The following is a 17,633-nucleotide window of genomic DNA, read 5'->3' as shown; positions in this document are numbered from 1 at the left end:
TTATTCAAACCCATAGAAGCGCGAACTTTTCCCGCTTTGCGTGTATTTTCGATTGCCTGCGCAGAAGCACTCCTCTAACATCTCCAACAGCACAGAAAATGGGCGTGTACATTTTTCCTACACGCAAAATTGGGAGTGCAAAGTGGATAGCAACAAGCCGGAGCTTCGTTGGGGGGTCGTGCAGCGTCTCGACTTTATCGAGTTCCGGTTATTTTGGGAGGGATATGTGAACCGAAGCGACCTGATGGAGCAGTTCGGTCTGTCGGTGAACCAAGCGTCCGCCGACCTGAACCGCTATATCGGCATCGCTCCGGAGAACATGCTCTACGACAAAAGCGCCCGAACCTATGTCCCCGGCCCTGGGTTCAAGCCCCACTTTCTTGAACCAGACGCAAGCCGATACCTCGCCCAACTGCGCTCCGTGGCTGACGGCATCCTCGACCGCGAAGATTCCTGGATCGCCAATTTGCCGTCCTTTGCCTCAGCTCCGACGCCCGTTCGCGGCGTGAACCCGGTAACGCTCCGCTCTGTCGTTGGTGCCATTCGGCATTCTGAGGAGATCGAGGTAAAGTACCAGTCCCTGTCGAGCCCAGAACCGCGCTGGCGTTGGATTGCACCCCATGCCATCGCGTTCGACGGGTTCCGCTGGCATACACGCGCTTTTTGCCTGAGTGACGAAAACTTCAAAGACTTCCTGCTCTCACGAATCCTCGAGATCCGTGGGGCGCGCGAAAGCGAAGTATCTGCCGCTGATGACCGTGACTGGCATTCTGAAATCACTCTCGAAGTTGGCCCCCACCCCGAGCTTTCGGAAACGCAGGCAAAGGTGATTGCACTCGACTACGGGATGCGTGGCGGCAGCGCGAAGATAAAGGTGCGCCGAGCGTTGCTTTATTATGCTTTACGGCGCCTCGGGCTCGATACCGATCCCACAGCGAGAAAGCCGCAAGATCAACAGATTGTGCTCTTGAATCCGGACGAAGTTGGGGGAAATACTGCATGAATCCTGTACCGTACCCCGGTTCCGTCGTCAGTCTGCGTTCAGCCGTCTGGAAGGTCTTGGGAACTTCCACCCTCAAACGTGGGTTTCGCGAAATCCACTGCCGGGGCCTCAGCGGTCTCGTACGCGACAAGGAGGCCCGGTTCGTCTGGGATCTGGAAAACGGCGCGCGGGTCCTCGACCCAGCGGCGGTACGGCTGGTCCCGGATGTCTCCTCCGGTCTCATCGACACGAAACTGCATCTCGAGGCCGCGTTCCGGAACACCCCGACCACCACGCGGACGCCGCTGACCCTCGGCCGGGCCGCGATCGACGACCTGCCGTTTCAACACCTGCCGGTGGAGCGGACTCTCGCGCAGGACCGGGTTCGGCTGCTGATCGCGGATGACGTCGGCCTCGGGAAAACCCTCGAAGCGGGCCTGATCACGTCGGAGCTGGCGCTTCGGGGCCGGGCGGATCGGATTCTCGTTGTCACGACACGGGCGATGCTCACCCAGTTCCAGAAGGAGTTCTGGACCCGGTTCTCGATCCCACTGTCGCGCCTGGACAGCGCTGCGATCCGGCGCATGCGGAACCGGATCCCCGCCCATTATAATGTGTTCGATCAGTTCGACCGGTCCATCGTGTCGATCGACACGCTGAAACGGGACGCCCAGATCCGGGATGCGATCAAGCATTCGTACTGGGACCTGATCATCATCGACGAAGCGCATAACGCTGCAGCCCGGAAAGCCGCAGCGGGGTCGAACTCTCAGCGGGCCGAGCTGGCGCAGCTTCTGTCCCGGCGGACCGACTCGCTCCTCCTGTTGACCGCGACCCCGCACGACGGGTCGCAGGAGAGTTTCGCGAGCCTGATCGAGATGCTGGATCCGACGCGCGTTCCGGACCCAACCCGGTTGCACCGATCGGATATCGAAGATCTGGTTATCAGACGGTTCCGGTCTGACAAAAATGTCGCCGCCGATATCGGGCAGCAGGTCCCGAAGCGGCAACTGGTCCGCAGAAACTTCCCGCTTAGCCCCGAAGAGGAAATCGCCTATCAGTCGATCGCAGAGCTGCATCTGGATCTCGATGAACAATCGACCCGGGGTCGCGCCATCGATCTGTTCCGAACCACGCTGGCGAAAGCGATCTTCTCGAGCCCGGCTGCCTGCCTCGAGACTCTAGAGAGGCGCATCCGCGGAATCGAGAACGGAACCGCCCGTGGCACGGAAGAGGACCGGGATCGGCTCCGCGATCTCTCAGATCAGGTGGCGGCGATCGATACGGGGGCCTTCCGGAAGTATCAGGACCTTCTCAAAATGCTGCGGGACCTGCGTTGGACCGGAAAGGCGCCGCGGGACAGGATCGTCATCTTTTCAGAACGCATCGCCACCGTGTCCTGGCTCGCAGAGCGCCTTCAGGCGGATCTGGACCTGTCTGAGGGTCAGGTGGCGCGTGTGGATGGGGGTAGCGTCGAAGCGGATGTCCGGACCCAGGAAGTGATCGACGCCTTCGGGCAGGAAAAGTCCCCGATCCGGATCCTGATCGCCTCTGACATGGCCTCCGAGGGGCTTAACCTGCACTTCCAGTGCCATCGCCTCATCCATTTCGACCTGCCCTGGTCGCTCCTGCGGTTCCAGCAGCGTAACGGCCGGATCGATCGATATGGTCAGGATCGCCCGCCGCTGATCACCTATTTTGTGGGCGAGAGCACACATCCTAAGGTGCGGCAGATGTGGGTCCTGGAAAAGCTGGTCGAAAAAGATGAAGCGGCGCAGTCCGGGGTCGGAGACCCGGCCGTTTTCCTCGGGAAAGGCGACGCTGACGAGGAAGAGGCTGTCGTCGCGGAAGCGGTCTCAGCCGGGATCGGCGCAGATGCGTTCGACGCCCAGATGAACGCCCGCGCGGACGAGGCGAAGACACAGATGTCTCTCGATGACGAGTTCGCGGCCCTCTTTGGGGACTACGCGGCCCCGGCCGAGACAAAGGCGGATGGAGACACCGCCACCGAGGGCGCGCCGCCGCGCCTTTTCCCGGATACCTTCAGCTATGCGGCCGCGATGATCGGCCGGTTGTCTCGCGCCGAAGAGCGGGCCTTCCCGTCTGCGCCTGACATCTCCCTGGGGGATCGGACGATCCGGATCGCGATCCCGGATGACATGCGGGCCCGGGATGGTTTCGGCTATGCGAGTGAGGGCGCGGTCGATGGGCGTTTCATGCCCGAAGAGGCGGTCGGCGCCGGGGACCGGGTCGAGTTGACCGATCAGGCGCAGGTGATCAACCGGGCGATCGATCATGCGAAGATGCAGGAACGGTCCTGGCCGACCGTGCAGTACCTCTGGGATGGTCACCCGATCCTCGAATGGTTCGCGGACCGGGCCAGCACCTTTTTCCCAGAGCATTCCGCTCCGGTCGCGCCCCTGAGTGCTCTCTCCAAGGGAGAGGTCGCGGTCGTGATGCATGGTGCGATCCCGAACGCGAACGGTGCCCCGGTTGTCGACCGGTGGGCTGTCGTGATCCAGAGGGCGGACGGGGATATTCGTATCGAAGAGGTGCCGGACTTCATCGCCCGGGTCCGTCTCGCACAGGATACTCCTGGTCGTCCGGTGGAGGATCTGGGCCCTGCGCAGGCTGCGATCGAAACCGCTGTAGACCGGTTCCAGACCCATCTGCGCGGGCTCGGGAGAGAACGCGCAGCCCTGATCCAGCAGGACCTTGACGCTGTCCTGACCCGGCTCGGGGAGCTGGAGCGCCGTTTTCAGGCCCAGCTGACGCTCGATCTCGGTGAGGCCGCGGAGTCCACCGAAGGCCTCAGCGCACTTGAAAAGAGGCGGCTGACGATCCGGCGCGCGAAAGAGAAGAAGATCGAGGACCTGTTCAAGGACTGGACAGAGTGGTTTGAGCGGACCCGCCTGATGGTGGATGACCCCAACCCTTATGTCGATGTCAAAGCGGTATTTGTGGGGTGAGCGGATGGATCTGATCGGTATTGAAAACGAAGCCGAGTTCTTCCCGTCCGGGACGCTTTCAGATGTTCTGAAGGAAGAGCTTTCTGATATCACGGCGCGGTGGGCGGGCCTTGAGAAGTCTGCTCATCCGATTGAGCGGTTGTCCCGGGTTGCCACCTCGAGCATCGAAGGCCTTCGACAGATCCGGAACAGTTCGGACCTGGAACGCAGGACCGAACTGACCCGGGAGATGCACCACGCCCTGTTGGGCGCACTCGGGTATGCCTGGAAACGCGATGCCGCGTTCACCGCGATGGAAGGCGCACCGGTTATTCCACTGATCTCCCGGGTGGCGGACGCAGCCGGTCGGGATGCGCTCTGGATCATCGAGTCGCCCCTTCCGGACGCCGAGGACGAGGCGGCGGATCCGCTCGGCGCGTGTTTTGTGCCGGATCAGTTTCTCGCCGATGCCGGCGAAGCGGCGCTTTTGGACCGGACGATCGAGTCCATTTTGGCAGAAGGGGTGTTCGAACTTGCCGACGGACCGCGCCATGTTCTTGTCCTCGGCCTTTCGCAGATCGTGCTGATCGACAAGAGGAAATGGCCGGCCCGGTCTGTCCTCCGGTTCGATCTTCAGGAAATTTTCGCCCGCTCGGACCGGGACACGCTGACCGTGATGGCCTGCCTGATCTCGCGGGAGGCCCGAGTGCCGGACCAGGGTGCGCCGATCTCGGATCGGCTCGAAGAAGAGGCGCAGCGGAACGCCAATGCCGTCACCACCTCGCTGAAGCGGACCGTCCGGGACGCTATTGAGCTTCTGGGTCAAGAGGTTCTCGACGTCACCGGTGGGACACACAAGGGAGTCTGGATCGACGGGCCGGAGCTGTCCCGCGAATGCCTGCGCTACATGTACCGGATGCTGTTCCTGTTCTACGCTGAGGCGAACCCACGGCTGAATCTGCTGGACCTGAAGAACCCGATCTATGCGACAGGTTATTCCCTGGAAACGCTGCGCGATCTGGAGTCGGTGCCCCTGCGCACCACGGCAGACCGGGAGGGAACTTTCCTCTGGGAAAGCCTCCAGCGGACGCTGACGCTTCTCTACACCGGGCTTGATCTCGCCGACGAGGAAAAGGGCAGCGGGCTGCGCCTGCCGTCGGTGAAGGTATCCCTTCTCGACCCGGCGAGTACGCCCCTTCTGAACGGACTGATGCTGCGCAACGAGGCGATCCAGAAGGTAATCCGGCTCCTCTCGCTCCGGTCCACCGGCAAGAGCACGGGCCGGATCTCTTATGCGAAGCTCGGGATCGGTCAGCTCGGCGCGGTTTATGAAACGCTTATTTCTTTCACGGGGGTCGTCGCAAAGACAGACCTCATTGAGCTGAAGCCCCGCAAAGGCCGGTCGAATGACGCGGTCGAGGACGGGGACGATGCGGACACCCCGGATGCGGATGACGACGTCGAAGAAGATCTGTTCGGGGACGACGACACGGAGCCGGACGACACCTTCCGCCGCGACAAGGTTGATCCTCTGGCCCCAAGTTGGTTCGTGCCGCGCAACCGGATCGGCGAATTCGCCCCGGAGGAGATCGTGTTCAACGGCTCAGAGGCGCTGGTCTATCCGAAAGGCACCTTCATCTACCGCCTCGCGGGCCGGGACCGGGAGAAATCCGCCTCCTATTACACACCGGAACCGCTCGCCCGGCTGCTCGTGAAGCATGCGCTCATGGAGCGGTGCCGGGACCTGACCGCCGACGAACTTCTGGACCTCAAGATCCTCGAGCCCGCCATGGGCTCGGCGGCTTTTCTGGTGGAAACCACGAACCAGCTCGCCGACCTCTACCTCGAGCGGAAACAGAAGGAGACCGGCCAGACGATCCCGCAGGACCGGATCGTCCTCGAGAAACAGCGGGTGCGGGCCTATATTGCGGACCGGAACTGTTTCGGGGTCGACCTCAACCCCATCGCCGTGGAACTCGGGGCGATCTCGCTCTGGCTGAACAGTCTGCACGCGAGCGACTTTTCCCCGTGGTTCGGGGACCAGCTCCACGCCGGGAACTCCCTGATCGGCGCCCGCCGGGCCGCCTATGCCCCCGCGCTTCTCAACGCAAGGTCCCAGAAGGACCTCTGGCTCACCGCGAAACCCGACGAGATCGGCTGGCGCAAGCGCCTGCCGGAAAACCATGTGTGGCAGTGGTTGCTCCCCGCCAAGGACATGGCGAACTTCGACAAAGACAAGTCGATCGCCCCCTTCGCGGGAGATGCGCAGGACCGGATCAAGGCCTGGCGCAAGGATGGCTTCTTCAAGAAGCTCGAACCCCACGAGGTCAAGCTGGTCCAGAAACTCAGCCGGGTCGCCGAGGCGCTGTTCGATCAGGTGGCGGAGGATCTCGCCAAGACCCGGACCGCGGCGAATGACGCGATCACGCTCTGGCCGGACAAGGTCATCGCTGGGAACAAGGGCCTCGACTTCCACGCCAAGGAGAAGCTGAACGCCCACCTGATCGGGGCCGATCATGCCACGAACACGCTTCCCTATAAGCGGTTGAAGACCGCGATGGACGCGTGGTGTGCCCTCTGGCTCTGGCCACTGGACAAGGCGGACCTGCTGCCCAGCCGAGCCGAGTTCCTGCAGGGCATGGCGATGATCCTGGAGGGGGGCTTTACCCCGGACGGATCACTGGCCGCCCCCAGCATGGACGAGTTCGCCGATCCGGCCCCGGACTTCCTTGATCTGATGGAGCCGGACGCGCCCGCGCGTGACCTGTTCAAGGCCGCCGCCAAGCGGCAGGATGGGTTGTTCCGCGAAACGAATGTCGAGGCGTTGATCGAGACCTTCGACTGGCTCGGTGTCGCGGTCGAAGTCGCCGAGCGCGAGCGCTTCGTGCATTTCGACCTGATCTTCGCCGACATCATGAAGGCGCGCGGCGGGTTCGACGTGATCGTCGGGAACCCGCCCTGGGCCAAGCCGTCTTGGAACGAGGGACTGGTGCTGGCGGATATCGACCCACTTCATGCGGGACTGTCGGCGTCGGACGCGAAGAAGGTCTTGCCCGAGGCGCTACCGAAGGCGCCGTCCGTGCGGCGCGAGGGGCGCCTGGTTCCGGCGGTGGAGGCCTTCCTTCAGGATTTCGTGTCGACCCGGGGGGCGATGGAGGTAACCTCGTCTGAGGTGATGAACCCTTTCGCAGGAGGAGGTTCAAACAACCTCTATCGTTGTTTTGTAGATCTTTCACTACGTTTAACAGCTAAAATGGGATATGCCGCCATAATTCATCAAGATGGCCATTTAACTGACCCAAACTCTGCCGGCTTTCGCATCAGTTGGTACCGTCGAATTGCAAAGTACTTTGAAATAAGAAATGAAATTAAGAGTAAAAACTTTTCTGAGGTGAACAACAAAATTCGATTCTCAGTCAATATATACCGCGGCGTAGATAGTGAACCGAGCTTCGACTTGTTTTCAGGTGCGTTTTTGCCGTCTCAAATTGAAGACTCCTATCTGCATGACGGTGTAGGGGAGATCCCCGGAAGCAAGCTCGCTGATGGCTCATGGAATGTGACCGGCCACCGCAAGCGCATTGTCCACATGGATAAGGTCAATCTGTCGGTTATTCATGAGCTGGCAGAGCTGGACGGGGTTCCTGTGAATCAAACTCGCTTTATCCCACCCTATTCCAGCGACACGATGACTGTTTTTAAACGGATGGCATCGGCAACAAAGCTAGAGAGTGCAATCCAAAGCGTATCCGATGGAGCGGCTGCGCGCCGCGTTGCTGGGTGGCAAATGTCCGCAGGCTGGAATGAAACTTCCTCCCAGAAAGATGGAACAATCCTGCGTGAAACAGGCTTCCGGTTGGCTAGTGAAATGGTTTTGCAGGGGCCGCTTTTCTATGTCGGCAATCCTTTCTACAAATCGCCAAAGGCGATCTGCAATTCAAACAAAGCCTACAATGTAATTGATCTTGTTGACGCGCCTGGTGACTATCTTCCTCGTACTAATTATCATCCCGCGATAGAGATATCCGATTATCGTAGTCGAATGACGCGATGTGTATGGGATCATTCCAGACGGCACTCAGATTTTTACAGGCTTGCCATACGAGCTATGATTGGCTTGACGAACGAAAGAAGTCTCGTTTCTTGCATAATTCCTCCCGGCGTTATGCACGTCAATAGCGTGGAGAGTATTGCGTTCGCAAATGAAGATGATCTTCTTAACGCAGCGGCTCTACTATTCTCCATACCTTTTGATTTTCTGATCAAGGCCGGTGGCAAGCTCAATCTTCACGACAAGGATGCTAGAAGACTCCCGTGGGCAAAGCTTGACAAGACTGCTCGTCACAGGGCTCTCGTGCTCTCTTGCTTGTCGGACACTTACTCAGACCTTTGGGAGCGGCACGCGCCAAACTCAGCTCCAACTACTTGGTCCTCAGAAGATAACCGGCTCGAGGGTCTTGCGTATGGTAAAGATAGGTCAACTTGGAACCGTTCAGTAGCGTTGCGTACCGAATATTCTCGTAGACTGGCATTGGTAGAAATCGATGTCTTGGTTTCTATGGCTTTTGGCCTCAACCTTGAACAATTGATTGAAATATATCGAATATACTTTCCGATCTTGAATGAGAATGAGGCCGCTACTTGGTACGATCAGAACGGCCGGATCGTCTGGACGCGATCAAAGGGCTTGCCTAGTGTCGGCTGGCTCGATGAAAAGGGCAAGAGCCCTGGCCGTGCGGCATGGGAAAAGATTCTCGCCGAAAACCCGTCCGAGCTGACCTGCACCGCCATCGACGACACGATGCCCGGCGGCCCGCGCACCGTCACCCGCCACTTCGTCGGCCCCTTCACCCAGTGCGACCGGATCGAGGACTACCGCCGCGCCTGGGCTCATTTCGAGCGGCTGAAATCCGAAGAGGCCGCCTGAGATGAACCCGATCCTCCTCGCCCGTCATGTGCAGGACAGCCTGCGCGAACTGGTCCACACGACGCTGAACAGCTCCAGCCCCGCCTTCGAGGGGATGGTGGACCGGTTCATCGCCGAGCCCGCGAATTTCCTGAAGGGGCCGTGGATCTCGGTCGACATGCCGTTCCGGCAGATCGACGGGGCGAAGGAGGAGACATGGGCGCAACCCTTCCCGGAGGTGCCGCTGAAATTCGCCCCCTACCAGCACCAGACGGACGCCTTCGCCAGGCTGAGCGGGGCGACGATGCGCTCGACGCTGGTCGCGACCGGGACCGGGTCGGGTAAGACGGAATCCTATTTGTGGCCGATCCTGGACCACTGTCGGCGGAACAAGGGGAAGCCCGGGATCAAGGCAATCCTGATCTACCCGATGAACGCGCTGGCCACCGACCAGGCGCGCCGGATCGCGGCTGCGATCTCCAGTATCCCGTCCCTGAGCGGGGTTCGGGCCGGGATCTATGCGGATAAGGAACCGAGTAACGCGACCCATGAGGTGACGGCGGACAGCGTGATCACGCATCGGGAAACGATGCGGAAAAACCCGCCAGATATTCTTCTCACGAACTACAAGATGTTGGATTATCTCCTGCTGCGCGGCCGGGACAAGCCGCTCTGGTCGCAGAACGACCCGGAGACGCTCCGGTTTCTGGTGGTGGACGAGATGCACACCTTCGACGGGGCGCAAGGGGCGGACCTCGCCCTTCTGCTGCGCCGCCTGAAACACCGCCTGAACACCCCGAAAGGTCATCTGATCTGCGTGGGGTCTTCGGCCACGCTCGGCGCGGGTGAAGACGCGAAGGTCGATCTGCGGCGGTATGCCGAGACGATTTTCGGGGAACCCTTCGATGAAGGGGCGGTGGTGACGGAGACCCGGAAGACGCCGAACGAGGTGTTCGGAGACCCGGAATATCTCGAGCGGCCGGATCCGACGGACATCCACGCGGCCCTGCGCGAAGCGGAAGAAATGGACCAGGCCGCCGCCGCACATCGCCTGGCGACAGCCCTTTTTCCGGACCGGGCCGATCCGGACCTCGCCTTCCTCGACGAGGGCGATGCCGCTGATCCAGCCTGGCGGATCGCGCTTGGTGAGCGGCTGAAAGAACACCATCTCTGTCAGCGGGTCCTCAAGATCATCGCCGAACATAAAGGTCCGGCCCCGCTTGAGGCAATCGCAGCCGGGCTCGGACAGGTCCGGGTCCTGCGGGACTGGTCCGAGGCTGATCACCGCGCGCTCGCGGAGCTGGTCGTGGCGCTGGTCGCCTGGGCCCGGTCCGGTTCGGCCGAGAGTCCAAGGCCCCTGTTCAACGTCCGGCTTCAGCTCTGGATCCGCGAAATGGCGCGGATGGTGACGAATCTGCCCCGGACCGAGGCGGGGGGCGTCAGGTCCCGGATGGACCTGTTCCACGCCCTCGATCTCGACAGGCACGCCCTGCGTCGCTCGCTCCCGATCGTGAACTGTAACCGCTGCGGGGCCACCGCCCATGTCGGGCGGCTGAACCCGAACTCGACCGCCTGCTGGGCCCCGCTCGAGCAGCTCTACGAAGAGTTTTTCGATGACAACGCCGGCGGAAAGATCCGGCTCTTCTATCATGAGACCCTTGATCGGATGATCCCGGCGTCCGGCGGCGGTGTGCGGATCGTGAAGGGGCTTCTGGACGCCGAAAGTATCGAATTTACCCCGTCGGACCACGACAATCTCGAAACCGGTCCCGCCGCACCGGTCTGGATGTATGACCCGACGGATGCAACGAGCGGGCGGATCGACCGATCCTGCCCGGCCTGCGGTCAGGCGCGCGGTCTCCTGCTCTTCGGGATGCGGGCCGCCCGGTTGACGACCGGGATCACGGGGACCCTCTATACCTCTGCTCAGAACGAGGAAGAGCCGGAGGCGAAGCCGCGGTTTCTGATGTTCTCGGATTCCGTGCAGGATGCGGCGCACCGGGCGGCGGTGGCCGAGACCCGGAACGCCCTCTCGGTCTACCAGAAATCCCTCTTCACCGCCCTTGAGGAAGCCGAAACCGATGGGATGAGCCTCGCGGAGGTGATCGAAACCGTTCCTGCCGCGGAGCTCGAAAAACATGGGCCGGATGCCTTCACCGCGCTCTATATTCCGAAAGAGCAGACGTGGCGGAGCCGATATCAGGACCTGATCCGAGCCGGGACCTCGATCACCGATACGGGCTTCCTTCGTCATATGACGCTGCGTCTCGGGTGGGAGTATTTCGTCGACCTGAGCTATCGCTCGCATTTCAGTCACGCGCTTGAAGCGAACGGCATGGCCGCAGCGGATGTCTCCAGTGACCTCCTCAGCGCCTCTGCGGAACGGCTTGCCCGCGAGCTCAAGAACGACCTCCCCGGTGCCCCGGACATTGATCCCGCGGTTCTCACCCGGTTCCTTTCGGGTGTTGTGCAGCGCATGCGCCGCCAAGGGTCTGTCGCGCATCCCTATATCGCCAGCGCGATTGCCACGGCCTCGGGCGCTCGCGGCCTGAACTGGTTCGCAGCGGCGACCCAAATGGGGGTCGGCAGGACCGGAACGCTTCCGACCCCGGACAGTCGGCGCGGCCTTGCGCCCATCCCGGTAACGCTGGCTTACCCACCGATCGGGTATGAGCGCATCACGAAATCGCAGGGGGTGAGCTGGTATCGGGACTGGCTCTTCCGGACCTTGGGTCCGGAAGATATCCGCTATGGAACGGACCCGGATACGATCTACCCGATGGTTCTGCAGCGCCTTGAGGCGGACAGCATCCTGCGCCGGGTTAACGGCCCGGACGGGCAGAACCGGCACGCCTGGCTGATCGACCCGGACAAGATCACGGTCACGACCCGGACAATCGGGCTCACCTGTGATCGCTGTGGTCGGCAGGAGACGGCGCTCGAGGAGAACGAGGCTTTTGCGGCGGGATCCCCCTGCACCAAGATCGGCTGTTCCGGGCATCTTGTGGTAGCGGGCATGCCGCCGCGCCCGGCTCTGCGCCGATCCCTTCAATCCAACCGAAACCACCGGGTGGTCGCGCGCGAGCATACCGGCATCCTCGAAACCGATGAGCGGCTGCGGGTCGAGACCGGGTTCATCACGGGCGAGACACGGTGGGCACCGAACCTGATTTCCGCGACCCCAACTCTTGAGATGGGGATCGACATCGGGGACCTCTCGACCCTGCTTCTGGGCTCGGTGCCCCCGGAGGAGGCGAATTACGTCCAGCGGATGGGCCGGAGCGGGCGGCGCGACGGGAATGCCCTGAACATGGTCCTCGCCAATTCGCGGGCCCACGACCTTCAGTTCTGGGAAGATCCGACCCCGATGCTGGCGGGGCAGGTGCGCCCACCGGGGGTCTTCCTCGCGGCCGAAGAGGTCCTTCTGCGTCAGGTGACGGCCTTCACCCTCGATACCTATGTCGCGGCGTCCGCCGAGGCGGGGGATTACGGGAAGGTGCGCGATGTCCTGAAACGCCGCTCCTCCGGGGCGACGGAGGGTTTCCCCATTGAATGGCTGGATTTGGTCCGAGCCAGAGGGGACGAGTTGGCGACGGCCTTCCTGGCAGGGCTTCCGCCAGATGTTCAGGCGCGCACTGACCTGGTGAACCGGGTTCGCGGCTTCCTGACCGGGACTGATCAAACCTCGATCGGATGGCGGATCGGCGCGGCATTCGATGGCGCTGCCGCCGAGAAGGCTCGACTGATCGAGAAGCGCGAGGAGGCCACGAAGGAGCTGACCCGGCTGCGGAAACGGCGCGCCGAGCTGACCGATGACGAGTTCGAGAATCGCGAGGGCGAGATCGCGCGTGACCGAACCGAGATCAACCGGTTGATCCGCAGCGGGATCGACGACGTGGCGGTTATCAAATTCCTCACCGACAAAGGGATCCTGCCGAACTACGCCTTCCCGGAAGAGGGCGTGAAACTCACCTCGATCCTGTCGCGCCGCAACGATCCTTCCAAGACCGCGTCGAAGGACGAGGACGGACTTCTCTACGTGGAGTATTCCCGACCGGCCAGCTCGGCCCTGTCAGAGTTCGCACCGGGCCAGTTCTTCTATGCGAACGGGCGACAGGTCGAAATCGAGAGGATTGAGATCGGGAAGGAAGATCTGAACCGCTGGACCTTCTGTCCCTCCTGTTCCCATGTCGCGCACCGGATTGAGGGCGCGGAAACCAACACATGCCCGCGCTGCGGGGATGAGATGTGGTCCGACTCTGGGTCCAACCACGATGTCGTCCAGCTCAAATCCGTGATCTCTGTCGACAGCGAGGAGAAGGCAGCGATCCGAGATGGGGATCAGCGCGACCAGCGTCAGTTCGACCGAGTTCTCATGCCCTTCCACGGGCCGGAAGACATCGCCTCTTCGTGGTTCACGAGCCGGGACAATGGTGCGCCCTTCGGGTTCGAGTTCTTGCCCAATTGTACCTTCCGGGATTTCAACTTCGGCCCGAAATCCGCACTTCCTGGCCCGAAAATCGCCGGCGAGAAGAGACCCGCGCAGCCGTTCCTGATCTGCCGTCATTGCGGCACGCTGCAGAGGCCGGCGAAGGACCAGGACGATCGTGGGACCCATCCGCCTAGCTGTAAGGTCATTCGCGAACCGGATCTCGCCCGTGAGAGATGGGAGACCGGGGTCTTCCTGATGCGGAAGTTTGATACCGAAGCGATCCGGATCGTGATCCCAGTCGTCGGCGAGGCGGATGACGATGATCTGAAGAGCTTCGTCGCGGCGATCAACCTTGGCATGCGCCGACACTTCGCGGGGAAGGTCGACCACCTCCGCTCCACGATCTTCGCAGCCCAGCTCGACGGGATGACCACCGTCCGCAGCCTCTACCTCTATGATGCGGTCCCTGGCGGGTCCGGGTATCTGCGACAGGTTGGTGAGCACCCGGACACGATGAAGGCGGTGATCAGTCGTGCGGCGGAGGCGCTACGGGACTGTCCCTGTAACCAGGAACCGGACCGGAACGGCTGCTTCCGCTGCGTGAAGCCGTACCGCTTCCAGTTCGGACCTGGCGAGCCGGATCGGGATCGAGCCCGTCAAATGATGGACGCGATCCTGCAGAAGTGGGACAGCCTCAGCCGGACCGAGACCGGGATCGACGCGTCGATCCGGGACGCCATGGTCGAAAGTGCGCTTGAGAAGCGCCTCCTGAACGCCCTTGCGAACCGGTATGGGGACGATGCACTGACCCCGCAGGTTCTCTCGGGCGGGCGTCGCGGTTTTGTGCTGCGCGCGGGTCCGAAAGACCGGCCTCGTCTCTGGACGATCGAACCCCAGGTGCAGATCGATGCCCGTTTCAAGGGTCTCCCCCGCAAACGGGTCGATTTCCTTCTTACACCCACCGGTCAGACCGGAGCGGTGCCCGTCGTTCTGGAGATGGATGGCCTTGAGTATCACGCCGATACCGTCGCCCAGGACCTGCTCGACCGGATCCTGATGATCCGGTCTGGTCAGGTTAGGGTCTGGACCCTCGCCTGGGCAGACCTCGACGCAGAGAACCGGTCCTACCTTAATCCGCTCTCGGAACCGGCCCTGAGCGGGGAGAAGGTCGGACGGCTCGCCCGGGTGTGCGCCTTCCCGGGCTTCGCAGATCACATCGACGGTGTCCGTGCCCTTCAGGGGGAAAGCTCCCTTGAGGGTTTCTGGCGCCTTTTGGATGGTGCACGGGACGATGGACTTCCGGGCCGTTCGATTCTGACCCGGGGCTTCGTTGCGACCGGGCGTCCGCTCGATCAGCTGCCACACCAGGCCTCCCTGACGGAAGAGGGGCGGCAGTTCCTGCTGACACCGGGCCTGACGGAGCATGTCGGGGCGGGAGTGCTCGACCTCTATCTGGCCTGCAAGCAGATCTCTCCGACGGAATGGGCGGGAACAGACGCCGATATTCGACTTCTACTGCGCGCGGAACTCCCTGATCCGGGCCACGAACCTGCGGCGAAAGCCCTCTACGCCGAGGCTTGGCGTGGTCTCTGGCGGCTCGTCAATCTGTTCCAGGGAGTGCGCGGTTTCCACGTTGAACTGGCGGGTCTCGACACGCTCTCGCCACCCGATATGTCGGTCGGGACCGGGCCGACGGATGCGGACACCGAAGCCTGGCTCGAGGCCCGGGCCCTTTGTGATGACCTGTTCCACCCCCTGATCGACGCCCTGATCGCAGCCGAAGTGCCAGGCCCGGACCGGTTCGGGGATGACCTCCTCGTCGAGGGGCGGGTCGTGGGGATGATGGAGTTTGGCTGGGAGGGGGCTGGCGTCGCGATCGCGGAAACGCCATGCGAGGGGGGGAGCTGGCGGCTCATCCCGTTTGATCCGGAGAGCGATCCAATCGGCGAGACGGTCACCAGAGTTATACAGGCACTACAGGAGATGAACACATGATGGACGCGATCAACAAGCGGGTCTCCTATGACATCGGCTGCATGAAAAGCCTGCGGAAGCTCCCCGACAAGGTGGCGCTGCGCTTCATGGATATGATGACCCGCTATATGTCGGACCCGTCCGCGAACGGGCTCAACCTCGAGACTGTGGAGGGTGCGAAAGACAGCTCGATCAAATCCCTCCGGGTCGATCAGGGGTACCGGGCCATCGCTTTCGAGGTCGGCCGCGACATCATGTTCGTGCACGTCAACGAACACGACAAGGCCTACCGCTGGGCCGGAAACCGGCGGGTCAAACTGGACCCGGACACGAACCGGATCCGCGTCGTTGAGGAACTCGACGTGACCGTCGTCGAGGCTGCGCCCCAAGTCGCGGAAGAGCCGCGACTGTTCTCGGCAGTGACCGATAAACGGCTGAAGGCCCTCGGTGTTCCGGACGAAGAAATCCCAGCCGTCCGGGCGCTTACATCGATCGAGGGGCTCGAAGAGGCGGAAGAGGGGTTCGACCCGCTGACCTATCAGATCCTCTATGCGCTCGCTGCGGGCTATTCCGACGAGGAAGTCTATGCTTTGACGGGCGTTCCGGAAGAGACGGAAACCGCCCCGGAAACCCCACCGGCCGACCTGACCTTCGATCAAATGATCGAGACCGAGGAGAGCCGCCAGACCATCTTCATCCCCGAAGATGAAAAGGAACTGCGGCGCGTCTTCGAGGAAGGGCTCGAAGGCTGGCGGGTGTTCCTGCACCCCGATCAACGCAAGCTCGCCTACCGGGACTATAACGGCCCGGCCATGGTGCGCGGGGGCGCCGGGACCGGGAAAACCGTCGTCGCCATGCACCGGGCGAAGCACCTAGCCGATCAGATCGAACAGGATCTGACCAGGGCCGGTCAAAGGGTTCTATTGACCACGTTCACGACCAGTCTCGCACAGGATATCGAAGCGAACCTCCGGACCCTCTGCCCGGAGCATCTGGCTGCCCGGCCGCCCCGGATCGAAGTGATCAACCTCGATCGCTGGGTCTCCCAGTTCCTCAAGCGCAAAAGCTTCGCCCGCGAGGTCGCGTTCTTCGGGGAAGCGCGGGACCGGCTGGACCAGATCTGGCGCGAAGTGTTCGACGACCATGAGCTTCCCGAGGGCCTCTCGGAACCGTTCATCCGCGCGGAATGGGCACAGATCGTTCAGGCGAAAGGTCTGATGGATCAAAGGGCCTACCTCAAGGTATCCCGGGCCGGACGCGGTACGCCGCTTGACCGCCGAAAACGGGCCGCTCTATGGGACATCTTCGCTGACTATCGAGCCCGAGTGGTGAGTGAGGGGCTCGCCGAGCCGGATGATGCCTATCGTGAAGCGATCGAAATCCTGTCCTCCGAGGCACCGAACCTCCCCTATGCGGCCGTGATCGTGGATGAGGCGCAGGACATGGGCGAGCAGGCCTTCCGTCTGATCCGGGCGATCGTCCCGGAAGGTCCATCCGGGGATCGAAATTCCCTTTTCATCGTGGGCGATGCGCACCAGAGGATTTATGGGCGCCGCGCCAGTATGGCGGGCTGCGGGATCAACGTGCGCGGCCGCTCGAAGCGGCTCAGGCTCAACTACCGGACGACGCAGGAAATCAGGTCGTGGGCTGTTTCGGTTCTGGAAGGCGTCAGCGTCGATGATCTCGATGAGGGAAGCGATACCCTCAAGGGCTATGTCAGCCTCCTGCATGGTGTGTCGCCTGAACTGGTCGGCTGCACTTCGGAAGTCGAAGAACTGAAAGGGGTTTCAACCTGGGTTCGCAGTCTCCCATCGGAAAACGTGCGACTTTCGGACATCGGAATCCTCTGTGCGCGCCGCGCAGATGTTGAGCGCGTTAGCGCGGCGCTGCGGGCGGACGGTATCGAGACAGTGGTTCTCCAGGCTGGCGCTGATGACCGGTCCGTGCCCGGGGTCCGGATCACGACAATGCACCGCGCCAAGGGGCTGGAGTTTTTCGCCGTGGCGATCCCCTTCCTGGCCGAGTCCGCCTTCCCACCGCCCGGGGCACTGAAATCGGCCGTTGATGCAGCTGATCGCGAAGATATCGTCACTCAGTATCGCTCCCTTCTGCACGTCGCCGCCACTCGGGCGAAGAAGTCATTGCGGATTTCGTGGTCTGGACACCCCAGCAAAATCATGCGCCCTTAAAACGGTGGAGACTACAAATGTTCCGCATCGATAGTACTGTGCTTTACCCACATCTTAGCGAAGCGGCCACAAACGTATTGCGATGGCAAGCCCCCATTCGCCTAACGGAAGCAATAGGTCTGGCCGCAAACACTCGCTCAGCTCTGCCAAATTTGTGGCTGCGGCGCTTCCAGCCTGCCCCGTCCAGGCCCTGGCTCTCATC

General features: G+C 62.0%; 5 protein-coding genes. All 5 read left to right on the top strand.

Annotated features, from left to right (window positions below):
- Window positions 1-142: 142 nt before the first annotated feature.
- Genes E7681_RS18075 through E7681_RS18055 form a run of 5 tightly spaced genes read left to right on the top strand, consistent with a single transcriptional unit; the run spans window position 143 to window position 17,431 of the window.
- Window positions 143-1,003, top strand: a complete 861-nt coding sequence (locus E7681_RS18075) for a WYL domain-containing transcriptional regulator (RefSeq protein ID WP_136340660.1) — start codon at window positions 143-145, stop codon at window positions 1,001-1,003.
- Window positions 1,000-3,951, top strand: coding sequence for a DEAD/DEAH box helicase (locus E7681_RS18070; RefSeq protein WP_136340659.1), 2,952 nt, complete (start codon window positions 1,000-1,002; stop codon window positions 3,949-3,951). Before E7681_RS18075 ends, E7681_RS18070 begins: the two co-directional genes overlap by 4 nt.
- Window positions 3,952-3,955: 4 nt before the next feature.
- On the top strand, window positions 3,956-8,857 hold the full coding sequence (locus E7681_RS18065; protein ID WP_168733250.1) for an Eco57I restriction-modification methylase domain-containing protein: 4,902 nt from the start codon (window positions 3,956-3,958) through the stop codon (window positions 8,855-8,857).
- Window position 8,858: 1 nt separating this feature from the next.
- Window positions 8,859-15,263: a DEAD/DEAH box helicase gene (locus E7681_RS18060; protein WP_136340657.1), complete on the top strand. Its 6,405-nt coding sequence runs from the start codon at window positions 8,859-8,861 to the stop codon at window positions 15,261-15,263.
- Window positions 15,260-17,431 carry a UvrD-helicase domain-containing protein gene (locus tag E7681_RS18055; protein ID WP_136340656.1) on the top strand — a complete coding sequence of 724 codons (2,172 nt, stop codon included), beginning with the start codon at window positions 15,260-15,262 and terminating at the stop codon, window positions 17,429-17,431. Before E7681_RS18060 ends, E7681_RS18055 begins: the two co-directional genes overlap by 4 nt.
- The last annotated feature ends 202 nt before the right edge of the window (window positions 17,432-17,633 follow it).

It is taken from the genome of Thalassobius vesicularis (assembly GCF_004799325.1).
GTDB lineage: Bacteria > Pseudomonadota > Alphaproteobacteria > Rhodobacterales > Rhodobacteraceae > Thalassobius > Thalassobius vesicularis.
Note: the sequence above shows the minus strand (reverse complement) of the source record. Positions and strands in the feature narration are given on the sequence as shown.

What these genes read in the sequence shown, in the direction of transcription:
- E7681_RS18070 (WP_136340659.1), top strand. Translation starts at nt 1,000, where the DNA reads ATGAATCCTGTACCGTACCCCGGTTCCGTCGTCAGTCTGCGTTCAGCC.
- E7681_RS18065 (WP_168733250.1), top strand. Translation starts at nt 3,956, where the DNA reads ATGGATCTGATCGGTATTGAAAACGAAGCCGAGTTCTTCCCGTCCGGG.
- E7681_RS18060 (WP_136340657.1), top strand. Translation starts at nt 8,859, where the DNA reads ATGAACCCGATCCTCCTCGCCCGTCATGTGCAGGACAGCCTGCGCGAA.
- E7681_RS18055 (WP_136340656.1), top strand. Translation starts at nt 15,260, where the DNA reads ATGATGGACGCGATCAACAAGCGGGTCTCCTATGACATCGGCTGCATG.